Source organism: Marinicellulosiphila megalodicopiae (genome assembly GCF_045862395.1).
Lineage (GTDB): Bacteria > Pseudomonadota > Gammaproteobacteria > Pseudomonadales > Natronospirillaceae > Marinicellulosiphila > Marinicellulosiphila megalodicopiae.
This window is the reverse complement of the sequence record NZ_AP023087.1, coordinates 29,237-44,172: the sequence shown is the minus strand read 5'-3', so window position 1 is coordinate 44,172 and position 14,936 is coordinate 29,237. Positions and strand designations below refer to the sequence as shown.

General features: G+C 36.5%; 11 protein-coding genes. 1 reads left to right on the top strand and 10 read right to left on the bottom strand.

Features of this window, described 5'->3' with window-relative positions; genetic code table 11:
• Position 1 precedes the first annotated feature (1 nt).
• The 7 genes from TYM08_RS00175 to argC all read right to left on the bottom strand — a co-directional run bounded on the left by TYM08_RS00175 (position 2) and on the right by argC (position 5,906).
• Complete coding sequence (locus TYM08_RS00175) at positions 2 to 793, bottom strand: ABC transporter permease (RefSeq protein ID WP_422380949.1); 792 nt, start codon at positions 791 to 793, stop codon at positions 2 to 4.
• On the bottom strand, positions 790 to 1,806 hold the full coding sequence (locus tag TYM08_RS00170) for an ABC transporter ATP-binding protein (protein WP_422380948.1): 1,017 nt from the start codon (positions 1,804 to 1,806) through the stop codon (positions 790 to 792). Before TYM08_RS00170 ends, TYM08_RS00175 begins: the two co-directional genes overlap by 4 nt.
• 181 nt (positions 1,807 to 1,987) lie before the next feature.
• Positions 1,988 to 2,764: a glutamate 5-kinase gene (gene proB / locus TYM08_RS00165; protein ID WP_422380947.1), complete on the bottom strand. Its 777-nt coding sequence runs from the start codon at positions 2,762 to 2,764 to the stop codon at positions 1,988 to 1,990.
• 516 nt (positions 2,765 to 3,280) lie between these two features.
• Entirely contained in the window at positions 3,281 to 3,616 is a 336-nt protein-coding gene (erpA, locus tag TYM08_RS00160; protein ID WP_422380946.1) for an iron-sulfur cluster insertion protein ErpA, read from the bottom strand.
• 78 nt (positions 3,617 to 3,694) lie between these two features.
• Complete coding sequence (locus TYM08_RS00155; protein WP_422380945.1) at positions 3,695 to 4,120, bottom strand: bactofilin family protein; 426 nt, start codon at positions 4,118 to 4,120, stop codon at positions 3,695 to 3,697.
• Between the two features lie 10 nt (positions 4,121 to 4,130).
• The gene (locus TYM08_RS00150) at positions 4,131 to 4,865 is read right to left on the bottom strand and encodes a DUF6776 family protein (protein WP_422380944.1); all 735 of its coding nucleotides are present in this window, start codon (positions 4,863 to 4,865) and stop codon (positions 4,131 to 4,133) included.
• Positions 4,866 to 4,874: 9 nt separating this feature from the next.
• On the bottom strand, positions 4,875 to 5,906 hold the full coding sequence (gene argC, locus TYM08_RS00145; RefSeq protein WP_422382853.1) for an N-acetyl-gamma-glutamyl-phosphate reductase: 1,032 nt from the start codon (positions 5,904 to 5,906) through the stop codon (positions 4,875 to 4,877).
• A gap of 144 nt (positions 5,907 to 6,050) precedes the next feature.
• Between argC and TYM08_RS00140 the strand changes: the two genes are divergently transcribed.
• Positions 6,051 to 7,757 carry a chloride channel protein gene (locus tag TYM08_RS00140; RefSeq protein ID WP_422380943.1) on the top strand — a complete coding sequence of 569 codons (1,707 nt, stop codon included), beginning with the start codon at positions 6,051 to 6,053 and terminating at the stop codon, positions 7,755 to 7,757.
• Position 7,758: 1 nt separating this feature from the next.
• Here the strand turns inward: TYM08_RS00140 and TYM08_RS00135 are convergent, their stop codons facing one another.
• The 3 genes from TYM08_RS00135 to TYM08_RS00125 are packed head-to-tail and all read right to left on the bottom strand — an operon-like array spanning position 7,759 to position 14,769.
• On the bottom strand, positions 7,759 to 8,277 hold the full coding sequence (locus tag TYM08_RS00135; protein WP_422380942.1) for a YfiR family protein: 519 nt from the start codon (positions 8,275 to 8,277) through the stop codon (positions 7,759 to 7,761).
• Complete coding sequence (locus tag TYM08_RS00130; protein ID WP_422380941.1) at positions 8,274 to 13,253, bottom strand: beta strand repeat-containing protein; 4,980 nt, start codon at positions 13,251 to 13,253, stop codon at positions 8,274 to 8,276. Before TYM08_RS00130 ends, TYM08_RS00135 begins: the two co-directional genes overlap by 4 nt.
• Positions 13,237 to 14,769 (bottom strand): hypothetical protein, encoded by a 1,533-nt coding sequence (locus tag TYM08_RS00125; protein ID WP_422380940.1) that lies wholly within the window; start codon positions 14,767 to 14,769, stop codon positions 13,237 to 13,239. Before TYM08_RS00125 ends, TYM08_RS00130 begins: the two co-directional genes overlap by 17 nt.
• Positions 14,770 to 14,936 lie beyond the last annotated feature (167 nt).

The following is a 14,936-nucleotide window of genomic DNA, read 5'->3' as shown; positions in this document are numbered from 1 at the left end:
TTCAACCTCCATTGATGGTAATAACTTGAGTGGCTTTTTTAAAAAATACGCGACACATAGTAAATAATATCAACAACCAAAATAACTGATTACCTAACATACTGAACGCCTGATTAGTATCGTCTACCTGCCCCATCAATAAAGTAATGGGCGTATAATACATAGCAACAAACGGAGAGAACTCTAAAAAGTCTTGCAACCATTGCGGGAAAAAGGCAAAAGGGATCATTACACCTGAAAACACAATCACTAAAGATTCTCTTGTTTGAAAAATGCCCCAAATGGATTGAGTGTAAAATGAAAGCAAGCCAATTAAATAATCAAGCATAAAAATAATTAACCAAGCAAACACCAAACTACTTATGCTAAAAATCCAATTCTGATTTAATGGTAAGGTTAATCCCATAAAAAAATAAAGCAGTAATGCCGTGGGAATTAAAATCATAATAACATTCGCACTGATTCGCCCTAACGCTCTAGACATGCAATATAATTGATAATCTATTGGTTTTAATAAGTAGTTAACAATATCACCAGAAGTCACATCAAATGAAATATTATAGTCAGTAAAAGTTCGATACATATTAAATAATGTAGCTGCAATTACTAAATATAAAAAAGTTTGCTCAAATGTCATCCCATTTAGTTCAGTTTTATTGGCATAAATTGCCTGCCATAAATAGTATAAAATAATAATAAACACTAAATTTGCCGCTAAATTAATTAAGGTCGATGCTCGATATGCAAAATTCATTTGCATCGCACCTTTTATAATAAACAAATATTGTTTCATTTTAGCGCCCCGTCATATACTCGGGTTATTACTGTCTCCATGTCTAATTCTTGTACTTTAAAATCACTGAATTTAATTTTATTTTGTAGAATTTCAAGTACTTTAATTAATGGAATATTCTCTTGTTTAAAAGTGATTTTTAAATTTAGGCCATCAATAAACATTTCAGTTTCTTCATATTGATTCCACACTTCTTTTATAGATTGAATCATTAATTCATTTACTGTTTCATCAAGATTTACTAATAATGTTCTAAAGCTTCCAAAGATTTGATTAAACTTTTCAGTTTGCCCATCGTAAATAATTTTTCCGCTATCAATTAACACAACACGCTGACATAACGACTCGACATCACCCATATCATGAGATGTTAAAATCACTGTGGTTTGATAACGTTCATTTAACTGTTTGATCAAAAATCTAATTTTTTGCTTAATGGCTACATCCAAACCAATTGACGGTTCATCCAAAAATATCACCGATGGATTATGCAAAAATGCAGCAGCGATATCGCACAACATTCTTTGACCTAATGACAAAGAGCGTACAGTACTGCTAAAGAACTTTTTTATGCCAATTAAATCTTCAAAAAAATTAATATTACGATCGTAATCTTCATCGGATAATTTATAAATTTCTTTTAATATTTTAAACGATTCAACCACTGGAATATCCCACCAAAGCTGTGTTCTTTGACCAAACACAGTACCAATATCTGCTACGTATTTTTGGCGCTGGTCGTGAGGTTCAAATCCATTAACATCAATATGTCCTTGAGATGATTTTAATATGCCTGTCATCATTTTAATGGTGGTGGATTTACCCGCGCCATTTGGGCCTAAAAATCCAATAATTTCGCCTTTGTTAACTTCAAAATTAATTCCATCTACGGCTTTAATTATTCGATAATCATTTGAAAATAAATCTTTAAGGGCACCAAGAAGGCCTTCTTGGCGATTTAATACTTTGTAATATTTTTTTAAGTCTTTAATTTTTATTATAGGTGTCGACATCTTTAATCCTAACGATGGTTTTTATTTTGGTTTCTAGAAAAATAGTTAAAGGTGAGTTAAAAGAATAATTGAGCGAAGTATTGCACTTGCTCAATAAATGTTTAAATGATCAAAAAAGCCTTGATTATGGACATTTACAAATTTCCAGAAATTACATAAATAAATCAAGGCTAGAAATCAATTACTTCCCGTCATAATCTTCAGGTTGAAACAATGTCCCACTTGATTGCACAGAATTCAATAAGAAATCTTCAGCAGCAGTAAGATCATAACCATTACACAAAAACATTTTACGGTTTTTCTTCATTAAAAAATTAGCCGCTTTCAGCTTTGTCACAATCCCACCCGTTGCAAAGGTGTTTGTAGGAGTATGGCCTTTATCTAATGCTTCTTGAGGAATTTCAGTGATGTAACTGATGATTTTAGCGTCGTTGTGCACTGATGGGTTTTTATCATAATACCCATCAATATCACTTAAAATCACCAACAAGTCTGAATTAGTATGATGAGCAACATGGGCAGCTAGCTGATCGTTATCACCAAACACTTGCTCTGAAATAGTGGTTATATCATTTTCATTGACAACAGGAAGTATATTATTTTCAATTAACGCGTCGATAATTTGCTTAACGATATTTATGTGTGTCACAGAGTCAAAATCTTCCTCCGTTAATAATATTTGACTAGTATCGGTGTCATAAATATCAAACATAGCTTTGTAGCTACTCATTAGAATTGGCTGACCGACTGAGGCCAAAACTTTTTTACTAATATTGATTTTACGATCTAATTTTAGCGCCGTAGCTCCTGCTGCTACGGCTCCTGATGTCACTAAAATCACTTCATAGCGTTGCTTAAGTTTTACAATTAAGCTGACTAAATTAAGCATTCTTTGTTTAGCAATTTCATTGTTCTCTGCTAATACGCTACTGCCCACTTTTAATGTAATACGTTTCAATCTGTCACTCCAATATAGATTTTCAGTTAACGGAAATTATTGTTACGAAGCCATTCCAAAATAAACCCATAAACACGCATAATCGTGTTTTACTGCTTCTTCTTTAGAATGTATCTGCACATATCAGGATGTTGATTGAATTAAAACCACACAGAGTAATCAAATCACAAGTTAAGACATGTGCTCATGATTACTAATATCTCAAAACTGTGACACTCATTTAAACCATTGGAATCTTATTGTTAAAAAGAGATACACTTTATTCAAAAGCATATTTTATCGACCAATAAATGGTGTTCTTTCAAAGTTTTAGAGATTTAACTGGATAAATGCAGAAGGGCTAAAAACCAGCCACTTCTTCTAATTTGGGGGAATTTTAACAGATGCACTGTCAGACTGCCAATCTACAGCCTTGTGATTAACATTTAATGCCATTTCTAGATATAAACTTACTTTGTTTTAGACAAACAAAAAAGCAGCCGAAGCTGCTGTTTTAATTATTCTGAGTATTTACTTTTAAATCGAAAATGACGATCCACAACCACATGTAGACGCAGCACTTGGGTTTTGAATTTCAAATTTTGAACCTTCAAGCCCTTCTGTAAATTTCACATGTGAACCTACTAAGTATTGATAACTCAAACTGTCCACTAAAACTTTTACATCACCGTGATCTACTATTGTATCGTCTTCGGCTTGGTCTTCATCAAAAGTGAATCCATATTGGAAACCCGAACAACCACCGCCTGTCACAAATACTCTTAACTTTAAATATTCATTATCTTCTTCTGCTAATAATTGGCGTACTTTATTAATTGCAGATTCTTCAACAATAATGGCTTGGTTAGACATAATGACACTACAGCTTGGAAATGAGTGGGTATTATCCTTATACCCGAGTGTTTTAGTCAAGTACTAATTCAATTTGAATTAACTTGCAGATTCAATTTCTTTTTGTTTATTTTTGCTTTTACCAAAAACAGACTCAATCACATTGCTCGATTCACTGATATTGTCACTGTGCACTAAACGACCATTAACTTGAGCGCCCATGACCATTTCCATCATTGCGTAGTGTACATCGCCTGAAATCACAGCTTTTTTTGCTAATTCTAATTGCGTCATAGCGTAAACATTACCATCTACTTTCCCATTGATGATGATCACAGGAGCATGAATTTCGCCAGTTACAGAGCCTTTTTCACTGATAATAACAGTTGCACCTGAATCTTTATCCGCTAAGATGTTTCCTAAAATGTGCCCTTCCACTAACAAACCACCACTGACTTTAATGTCTCCGCTGATTTGAGCTTGATGTGAAATCACCGTATCGGTTGATTTATGTTTTGCTGACATACTGTGCTCCCTAGTTGGCTTTTGGCCAAGAAATTGATTTACTTATTGTTTTATTATTACCCGTTTGCTTTGCATTGATTTCCACAGTGAGTGGCTCAAATCCATCAGGCAAATCTAAGTCTATATTAAATCGTTGAAAATACTTAAAACCAAATTTAATTCGATCATTAGATGAGGATATTTCACTGAGGTTATACACTTTTGCCTCGTTATTTAATAGACCAGTCACCAAAATCTGAAAATCACCCATTATTTTGAGAGGTTTATCCGTTACTTGAGTCAAAATGGCCTTAATTTGTTGACTGCCTTCAATTTCAAATTGCTCAACAGTTAAGCCTTTTTTCAAATCCGAAGGTGACATAATCGATTGATAAAAAGAAAGTTGAGACCTTAATTCATTTACTTCGTCTAATTGCTCAACTTCTTTTAATTGAAAGTCTTTAACCTGTGATGCATCGATTTGGGCGGCTAATTCTAAATGTGTATATTGCTCTTGGAGTTTAACAAACTGCTGATTTAACAGCACCAATTTAGATGTTTTGTCTAATATTTCTTCGGCCAGAGCATCTATATTTTTTTGCGCCTGCAACCCGTCTGTATCGCCTTTAGTGTATCCAACCACGTAAGAGGCAGCACAGGCACAAACAAATAACAACAGATACACTGCGCGTATCCCCCAAATTTTTATAGGGTTACGTTCTGTGATATTAATGCTGTGTATTTTGCTGCCTTTTACATTGGACATATCTAAGCCTTATGGCAAAAGTGGCACAAAGTTAATATACGCAGTCTCTTTAAATCCAAACATAATATTCATGTTCTGGACCGCTTGACCCGCAGCACCTTTTACCAAATTATCAATCACAGAAACGATTACTAATTTGTTTCTGCCTTGCGGTTGATGCAATGAAAATCTGCAGATGTTCGCGCCCTTAACTGAGCGAGTCTCTGGCAAGCTACCTATAGGCAACACATCAACAAACGCATCATCTTTATAGAATTCTTCTAGATAGGCTTGAACGGCATTCACATCTGTATCTATTAAATCCACATAAATTGTGGACAAAATTCCACGATTCATTGGGACTAAGTGCGGGGTAAATGTCATTTGAACTTCTTGCTTAGCCGCAAAAGACAAGCCTTGCTCAATTTCAGGTAAATGACGATGCCCTGAAACGCCATAAGCTTTAAATGATTCATTTACTTCAGACATTAACGAAGAAACTGCCGCGCCACGACCTGCACCGGAAACACCTGATTTACAATCGGCAATTATGTTGTCTTTAGACACCAACCCTTTTTCTAGTAAAGGAATTAATGGCAATTGTACGCTTGTAGGATAACAACCTGGGTTAGCGATCAGCTGTGCGTCTTTAATTTCATCACGGTTTATTTCGCATAAACCGTACACCGCTTTAGCAACTGCATCTGGGCACGCATGAGTCATGCCGTACCATTTTTCCCAAGTTGGGATGTCTTTGATTCTAAAATCAGCGGCTAAATCGATAACTCGAACGCCTTTTGCTAATAATTCAGGTACTTGTTGCATAGCAATACCATTTGGCGTTGCATAAAACACAACATCACATATTGATAAATCCACAGATTCAGGATCACAAAACGCAATATCTAAAAAACCGCGTAAGCTTGGAAATAAACTCGACACCAAATTACCACTTTCGCCACGACTGGTAACCGCGACTACTTCTACATTTTCGTGCATGGCTAATAATCTTAATAACTCTACTCCGGTGTAACCTGTGCCACCGACAACGCCTACTTTTATTTTCACAATACATCTCACTTGTTAATTTGATTTTTAGATTATTTCATGACATTTTTTGGCTTTTGTAAATTAATGTTACTAAAGAGTCGAAATATCGGTCACCAAACGCCTATAATAAATGAACACTCACAATAGAACAAACAAATGAAAGCATCCAATACGAAACAATGGCGCTTAAATTTAGGCCAACAACGCGGTCTTGTGTTCTTAACTTTACTAGGTGCAGGTTGTGGGTTACTTGCAAGTTTCATCATCATTTTATTTCGCTGGGTGATTGATTCCGGTCAAATGTGGCTGACGCAAAGTCAACAAGCAGATCAATTCGAATTACTTTCCACTTCATCGCGCTTCTTGCTACCAATTGTGGGTGCGCTAGCCATTGCCTTCATTTTAAAAACCCTACCAACACAAACCAGTAAAACTGGGTTGGCTTATGTTCTAGATCGATTACACAAAAATAAAGCCCGTATTCCATTTGCCAATACAATGGTTCAATTTATTGTAGCATCGATTGCACTAATCTCTGGGCAATCGGTTGGACGCGAAGGACCCGCAGTGCATCTTGGCGCAGGTGTCGCATCCAGCTTTGCGTTTCGTTTAAGCCTTCCAACTTCGTTTGCGCGAATTTTATTAGGCGCAGGAGCCGCAGCTGCAGTGGCTGCGTCATTCAATACTCCCATTGCGGGTGTTATTTTTGCAATGGAAGTTATTTTAATGGAGTACACTGTTTTTGGTTTTATGCCAATCATCGCCGCAAGTGTTGTAGGCACTTATGTTACCAGTGTGATTTATCCTCACGAGCCTTTATTAACAGAAATAGAATTCAGCACTCAATCTTATTTAGAGCTTTTATATGTCATTTTCGCAGGTTTTGTGATCGGTGGAATTGCCGCACTGTTTAATAGGATTATCCGAACATGTTTAAAATGTTTACATTGGAATATTTTTTTACGCTTAGGATTAGCTGGTATGTTTACAGGCATTTTGGCTATTTTTATCCCAAATGTTATGGGGGCAGGTTACGACAGCTTGATTATGATTCTGCATAGTCAACCCGTATTGAGTGTGTTAATTGCATTATTATTTGCCAAATTATTTGCAACAGCCATAACCATTGGCTTTGGTATGCCAGCGGGATTAATTGGACCAACCTTTGTAATTGGCGCAGCATTAGGTGCAATTCTTGGCACTCTACTGCCTTTTATCATCCCTGGGGCGCAAGCAAATCCCGTGTTTTATGCATTAATTGGCATGACTGCAATGATGGGAGCAACCTTACAGGCTCCTTTAGCAGCGTTGCTTGCTGTTATTGAGTTAACCACCAATCAAAATATTATTTTGCCAGCCATGCTGTGCATCATAATTTCAAATTTAGTTTGTCATTATTTATTTAATCAACCTTCAATATTCTTAAGCATTTTACAATCTCAAGGTTTAAAAATTAATGACGAAAAAATTTCATTACAACTGAGTCAACAATGGCTTGGTGAGCTTTCAAGTAAACAATTTGAAATGCTTGAGTCGACATTTACCTTACAAGATGTTGTGCAAATTAAAACTCGCTGGATTGCGATTATCGGAGATTCAGTAAAATCTGATAATTATTTAATAGAAAAGTCTCAACTATTAGAAATGCTTGCAGATTTATCTGCTCATGCCTCCGATACCTTTGAAGCAAAATCTATTTTAAAAGGAGCGTATCGTTTAGAGTTAATTGAACAAGACATACATATCAATCAAGCAATTTCGCATTTGCATAATATTAATTTGGCAGGATTTATTTTACCCTTTGATAATGAGCTTTCGATTGTTACAAGAGAACAATTAATTAATTTTATTGCTAAGCAGTGATTTATTGTTTGATCACCCTTGCAAGCTCTAATAAATCAGTGCTCATATTCAACCCACTTTCTTGGGCCTTTTTTAAATTAATTTCAAACTTTCTTTGATCACTTGTGCGAAGAATATTAATAATGCCTCCTTTTTGCACAAATCCATCCACATTCCCTACACTTAATACAAAATTATGGTTTATATTTTTGAAAAAAGTTTGTAAATTTTCAGTTTCATCAATACCCACATATAAAATATGGCAACCAAATTCAATTTCTTTAAGATTACTTGTGATGATGAATTTTAATTTTCTATCTCTTACGGGGACGCCTTCAAAATGAACCATATCTTTTGCAAAAGGCACATTTCCATACAGGCATATTTTCAAATTTTCATTTTTAAAAGCAGAATCAGACCACTGCACAAAATTTGAAAAATTATAAATGAACATTGCTTTCATTCTTTGCTCAGCAGAACTTAATGCAAAGCAATCGCCTATCATCAACCATAAAACCATTACGAGCACTATGTGTTTCATTGACTTGGTAATTCTCCACCTATTAATAATCGACCTAAAAAGGTTTTCACTGCTTTTTCTTTTTTACAATTTTCATCTTGCTCATCGCATTGATCGAATTGCGCATCTAGCGATTTTTCTATTTTAGCTACTCTCACTTCATTTGTTTTTTCAACCATTTCTTCCGTTTGATTGGCATCTTTATCTGGTTGAGATAATGCATCTTCAGCAAGCTCTTGGATTTGTTCAATTACTGTTCCTTCAATCACAGGAACAACCACAATCGGTGGCACCACTTCAGTGTAGTCTATTTCAAATTCATCAACTGATCCTATTGCGATTAAATTCAATACATTTTCATTATTAATAATAAAATCGATTTGCGTATCATTGCTATCAATAATGTCATTGCCTGCCGTTATATTCACTGAATCGGCGTTAATATTTATTGATTCAACTTGTGTGATAAAAACATCATCACCGGCTACCCAATTTAATTCACCATTATTTACTTCGATTTTCGTATCATCAGTTTGTGTAATATTATTTATTGCTTCAACATCAATAGACGCAACGATGATATTTTCTGTAAAAAACACATTATTAAATCCATTAATATTTAATTGACTGTCATCCACAATGGACCCTACTGATAAATCTGCCGTATTATTATTTGAAACAATAATATTCTCAGCCCCAAGATTATTTACACTCACAGTTGACGTGTTGTTAATCAAAATATTTAATTCACTGTTGGTTAAAATAATATTTTCAATGTTAACAGCTCCAGATGGATTTAACATATTAAGGGTCAAATCTGAACTACCTTGAATTTCTGAATCAACATTAAGTGTGTTTATATTCAAAATGGAATCTTCTGTGATTTGGATTGCGCTGTTATTATGACTGACATTCGTAAAATTATCAGCGGTTATATTTGAGCCAATTTCGGTGACTAACCCTGTTATTGATAATACATCAACGACATTAATTGCATTATTAATCGCTGTATTTGAAAATCCGTCGATAATAATACTTTGCACGGTAACACCTCCATTTATTGTTAAACTATCATCAGGTGTACTCCCTATTATTGAATGACTCTCAATTAAAATACTATTTGCAATCACGTCACCATTTAATATTACAACCCCTACTGTTTCAGAATTTTCATCTAAATTGACGATTAAATCTCCATTTTCTAAATCAATATTATCTAAACTTAAACTATCAGCGACGTTAAATGTGACGCTAGAATTATTTGCTGTTTCAATCAACCCCATTATTAATTGCTTTGCATTAATATTTATATCGTTGGTTAAACGTAAAGCTGTTTCGTTAAAATCAATATCATTTATGGCTGTGATATCTAATTCAAAATTTGCATCATCAAATCCGTCTATATTTAAACTGCTTACATTTACTAATCCGTCAAAACTTATCAAATCATCGCTTAATAATGCCGAACTTGAATGTGCAGTAACATTCAGATCTCCCACATCAATTTGACCAGTAATAAAATTATTAGTTACTCCAGATGCTCCATCAGAATCCAATTCAACAGTTAAATCACCCTCACCTAAATCAATATTATTAATCGAAAATGCTTCATTAGAAATCAGTGTTAAATTTGCATCTGTTGTTGAGTTAACATCGCCTAAATTAATACTTTGTGCTTGAATTTGTGAATCAGAAAAAATAGTGACATCCATTATAGAAAAATCTAAAGCTTCTAAAATAGTTAAATCATTTCTTATTTGAACCTCAGAAAAATCATTCACGATTATGCTGTTTGCTGTGATTGTTTGTTTAATTGTAAACTTATCGTCTGCAGGATCTGCCGACAGACCATTTGTATTAATAACAATGTTATTGGCTACCACATTCCAATTAAATACAAGATTGTTTTCACCCGTTGAGTTTTCATCAAAATTAATAGTTAAATTCCCTGAGCCAATTCCCATACCGCCAATTATTGAATCTTCAACTCCATTCCCTGCACCTGCATTAATTATTAAATCGGTTGTATCTGTTGACCATATATAACTTGTTTGTACGTCTTCTTCGGCAGTAAGCACGATATCACCACCAATAATGATATTTTCATCTGAGTTAATTTTTAAACTGCCTGCGGAGGTAATGCCATTTACAATTTGTATATTTGAGATTGATTCAAGATTAAAATCACCCGTAGTTGTAAACATATCAGCCGATATGGTTGCAGAGCTACCATTTGCATTGTAACTACCAAAAGAATTGGCTGCCCCAACATGCCTTAAATATTGAGAACCATCACCAATAGTAAAATCAAGAACAGAATCAAGATTACTAAATTCATATGAATCAGCATTGGTTGAAGTAATAGAAGCCACATTCCAATTTTGAATCATAAAATTTGAAAATTGAATATCAGTTGTTAATGCATTACCAAACCCAATGGACTGTGTTTCATCTATAGCAACTAAATTTAATGCACCTGCGCCCAAATCTAGACCAGTTAAATCTGTATTAGGCCCTACCCCAATTCCGATTGTTGTATTGGCAGCACTTAAATTTGTGACTGTTAATATTTCATTACCTACTAAATCGCTATCAGAAATAAACGTGACATCCTCTGTGGTGACTAAGTTCAAACTTGTTAAATTTTCCGTGGTACTAAATATCACATCTTCACTAGACGCTATAATTTCATCAAATGTACTTTGATTAAAATTAAAAGTACTTGCAACAAAATTTCCTACTGAATAATCAATATTTCCTTGAAATTTGAGTTGATTAATATTTGATACTTTCGACCAATCTAATAAAACAGCTGATAACTTACCTGTTTCAATTGTTAGGCTATTACTTTGCCCATTAAACTCGGTTGTCACTCCAGATAGATTGATATCGCCACTTGTTGCATTTGAACCTGTTGTATTGAAATTCACATCAGACCCGAGCAATAAATAATCCGTGACAATGTTCATTCCACTACCCTGTGATGAAAAATTTCCATTCATTGTAAATCTGGCTTCACCTGAGCCAGAACCTAATAAGGGTTGAATTGCATCGCCAGCAGTGAGTGTGGTGGTTAAGTTTTCAGTGCTTAAATTAATGCCAGCTAAACTATTTAAGTGGAAATACAAAGTACTGGTTCCTGTTATATTTCCAACAGTCACATCAACAGATTGCGACCCTACATTTGAGTCATTATTGTCTGATCTAAAAACAATACCGCCACTTGCTACATCAATATCACCCGTTGATATAATCATTCGCCCAACGTTGTCATCCGCTCCATCGTCAATTTGATCGGCTGTGATTAAAATATTACCCGTGCTCAGTTTGTTGATATTTCCTATATCTACACTCACTTCCCCTAGATTTGTCGTGCGGCCTGAGGCTTGGATCTCTAAATCCCCTGATCCCGTTAATTCTATGGTGTCATTTTTATCCAACATCGTGATGTATGCAGAGCCATTGTCTTTGGTGTTATCGGAGTTATTTACATTTAAGGTCACGGTGCCCGTTTGAGCTAATGATAGTGTGTCATCTGACAGGTCATTGATGATGATCGAATGCGTGGCGTATAAGCTGATGTTGGAGGTCGCCGATGCCGCCTCTAAAGCTTGTTCGGAAATAGTGTAAGTGCTCATCGCATCTTCATTGGCCAGCGTTGCGCCGTCGCCACTGATTTGCGCATCGTCTGCCCCGCCTGATCCATCGGTGATGATGATAATATCTGGATCTAACAGTAATGTGCCCCAATTTCCATTTTCTGCTCGAGTGTCAACATGACCATCAAAGTGTAAATTTTGTTTGGCTGAAATTTCTACGAACCCACCATCACCTGATTGACTGCCACCGGTTGCGTATATTTTGCCTGTAAAATGCGTACCTTGTTTTGACCATACGACGGCATCGCCACCATCGCCTTGGTTCTGTGCTGACACATCTAAAATAGAATGCCGATCGATGATCACTTTACTTGCTTGTTTGTCGCTACTTAAATGCATGCCACCGATTTTGATGCTGCCTGGTTTGTGGGTGTTAGCGGCATTAATCTGGCTGTTTTTGATGTGGATGCTGTCGGCATTTAATTCAATACGACTTGATTTAAACCCTATTTTTGCATCATTTGTCGATAGTGAGTATTTACTTATTATGTCAATTTGATCCGCCATGACTTCATTTTGAATCACGATATTATCTGCTTCAAAATGTATCATTTCTCCTTCATTGGAATCCATCAAGCCTGCTGTGCTGGTTCCTTGATGGTTTAACATGGCGTCTAATGCGTCGTTTCGGCTGATCACTTTTAAGTCAATGGAGCCATTTTCTGCGTACATATTTCCCGATTGATCAATCAACGTGGCTTGATTATTGGTCATTTCATTGGGCAAGGCTAAGTAGGTTAACCCTGTTGGATCCAGCCCATAAAATCCACCTTGGTCGGCAATGGCGGTGATGTCACCAAAGTGATTAATCATGTCACCGGTATTAATAATTTGATTGGCCATTAATAATAAGTGGCCATTTTGCACTTCTATTTTACCTGCATTGAGTATTTGAGCGTGGTCGGATGTGGACTGAAGCAGCCAATTTCCGGACTCGTCTTTGAGTAAATCTGCCGCGGCAATCGTTAGGGAATCGGCTTGAATAAAACTGCCACCGGTGAACACAAACCCCTGTTGATTAATCAATACCACTTGGCCGTTTGCAGTAAGCTCACCCATAATATAACTGGTGTCGCCGCCGACAATATTGTTGATAATTAATGACTGACTGTCAGGCTGCACAAATTCAACGGTTTCTGCCTGTTCAATATCAAAGGTTTGCCATTCAATGAGCGCCTGGTCTGAGTGCTGGGTGATGGTGGTGAGATTGGCATTTTGAGTAATATTCGCGCTGCCTTCGATCACTTCGCCATGTTCAGGCGCTGCAAAAGCAAGTGATGCGGCCAACCACAGCAACAGAATCACTTTTACCCTGATAAAATTAAAATTGCGTTTCATAGCTCACCCTAAATAACACTTGTCCGGATTGATCCCATCCGTCATCTGGCACGACGATGGGTTGTTCATAACTGGCTTGTAATGAAACATCCTTAAAGCTCACATTAGATTGCACCGATGCGCCTGACAGTTTAATGATCAGTTCGGCATCGTCGGTGGGTTTGCTGTAGCCTAATCCTGCTTGGGCTTTGAAAACTAAATTATAAGTCAGTGCGTTGACATTACCTTGAAGCGCAAACAGCTTAGCGTCCAACAACAACGCTTGCTCGGTACTGCCTTTTGAGGGCTCAAATTGAGTCAAACCACCCTGTCCAGTTAATGAAAATCGCTCGGAACTGTGCATATTTGGGTTCCCCAATTGTCCGCTAAAACCCAAAGCCACATCTTGGTTGCGATACAACCCTTTCGTTAAAGTGTGTCGCCAAGTGCTGTTCATTTTTACCTTGCCCGACCACAGTGCATTTGGCTCTGACGTGTCTTGCTTTAAGGTGTAACCTGCAATCCACTGGGTGTCGGCATTCACTTGGCTTTTGTTATTGGGCGATAAAAAACTGGCCGAATAACTCGCTCCAAATTGCAGATAATCACTGGATTTATTTAAACTGGTGATGTTATAAATGCTGCTCAATTCACTTTGGCTGTAGCGAAACCACAGCTGTCTAGAGTTACTTTTTAAGGCACTGGGTTGTAAGTTCCACTGGGCGGCGACTTTGGCAGAAAGATTCGAGCCTTCTAAATCCAAAATTTGCCCAGTGTTATCCAAAGACAACCGCTGGGCGCTGAGGTTAACTTTCCACAGTTGATCAAACTTTTGGTATTTAAGTAAATTCATGTTCAGTGAATAATTATTCGACGCATTACTGACGTGCCCACTAATGCCCAATTGGCTAGGCCTTACCAGCACGTTATAAACATTGGCGTTAAACAGTAACCGATGTTTGCCTAATGACTCGGCACCAAAATTATCCACACTGGTTTGCAGATTTATCGTTTTGGATGCCTTCACAATCACGTTTAAATTAACCCCGCCATTACTGTCAGCTACGGAATAAAAAGAAAACAACTCAATGCCAGGCCAGTGATTAAACTTTAATAACGTATTGCGCATACGAGGCTCAAACACCACCTTGCCTTTTAAATCCGCAAGGGCATCATTAATTAAATCGCTCCACAACAAATTGGGCACGACAACATTAGTCAAAAGCCCCTCAACCAACACAAGATTACCTTGCACCACCATCACTTGATGAAAACTCAAACCCTGGTCTCGGTAAAACAACGTCAAATCACGAGCCACGTCCGCTAAGACGATCGGTTGTTGACTGACCGCCGCCTTTAATCGCGCCTGCAACATTTCTTTGGTAATGCCAAACTCTGGGTACGCTTTAAACCCAACCACCTGAACCGCAAAAAGCTGAGTACTGGTCAGTAATAGACACAAAACCAACCAACGGCTTAGACGTTTCGCGCAATAAAGTGGTTTCAAAAATTTAGGGTTAACAGTATGTTTTTGCAAATGATCACTCTAAGTTCAATGAAAGATCAGCTCAACTTAATAAACCCGCTGAGGATTTAATAAGTTTGAGAGCTACATAAAATTTGCTTCACTATTTATTTGCTTCACTATTTTAGAAGCTTCTCTTAATTGTAGGGGATTGAAAAAAACTTGACGCTAAGATATGT

What these genes read in the sequence shown, in the direction of transcription:
- TYM08_RS00175 (WP_422380949.1), bottom strand. Translation starts at nt 793, where the DNA reads ATGAAACAATATTTGTTTATTATAAAAGGTGCGATGCAAATGAATTTT.
- TYM08_RS00170 (WP_422380948.1), bottom strand. Translation starts at nt 1,806, where the DNA reads ATGTCGACACCTATAATAAAAATTAAAGACTTAAAAAAATATTACAAA.
- erpA (WP_422380946.1), bottom strand. Translation starts at nt 3,616, where the DNA reads ATGTCTAACCAAGCCATTATTGTTGAAGAATCTGCAATTAATAAAGTA.
- TYM08_RS00155 (WP_422380945.1), bottom strand. Translation starts at nt 4,120, where the DNA reads ATGTCAGCAAAACATAAATCAACCGATACGGTGATTTCACATCAAGCT.
- TYM08_RS00150 (WP_422380944.1), bottom strand. Translation starts at nt 4,865, where the DNA reads ATGTCCAATGTAAAAGGCAGCAAAATACACAGCATTAATATCACAGAA.
- TYM08_RS00140 (WP_422380943.1), top strand. Translation starts at nt 6,051, where the DNA reads ATGAAAGCATCCAATACGAAACAATGGCGCTTAAATTTAGGCCAACAA.
- TYM08_RS00135 (WP_422380942.1), bottom strand. Translation starts at nt 8,277, where the DNA reads ATGAAACACATAGTGCTCGTAATGGTTTTATGGTTGATGATAGGCGAT.
- TYM08_RS00130 (WP_422380941.1), bottom strand. Translation starts at nt 13,253, where the DNA reads ATGAAACGCAATTTTAATTTTATCAGGGTAAAAGTGATTCTGTTGCTG.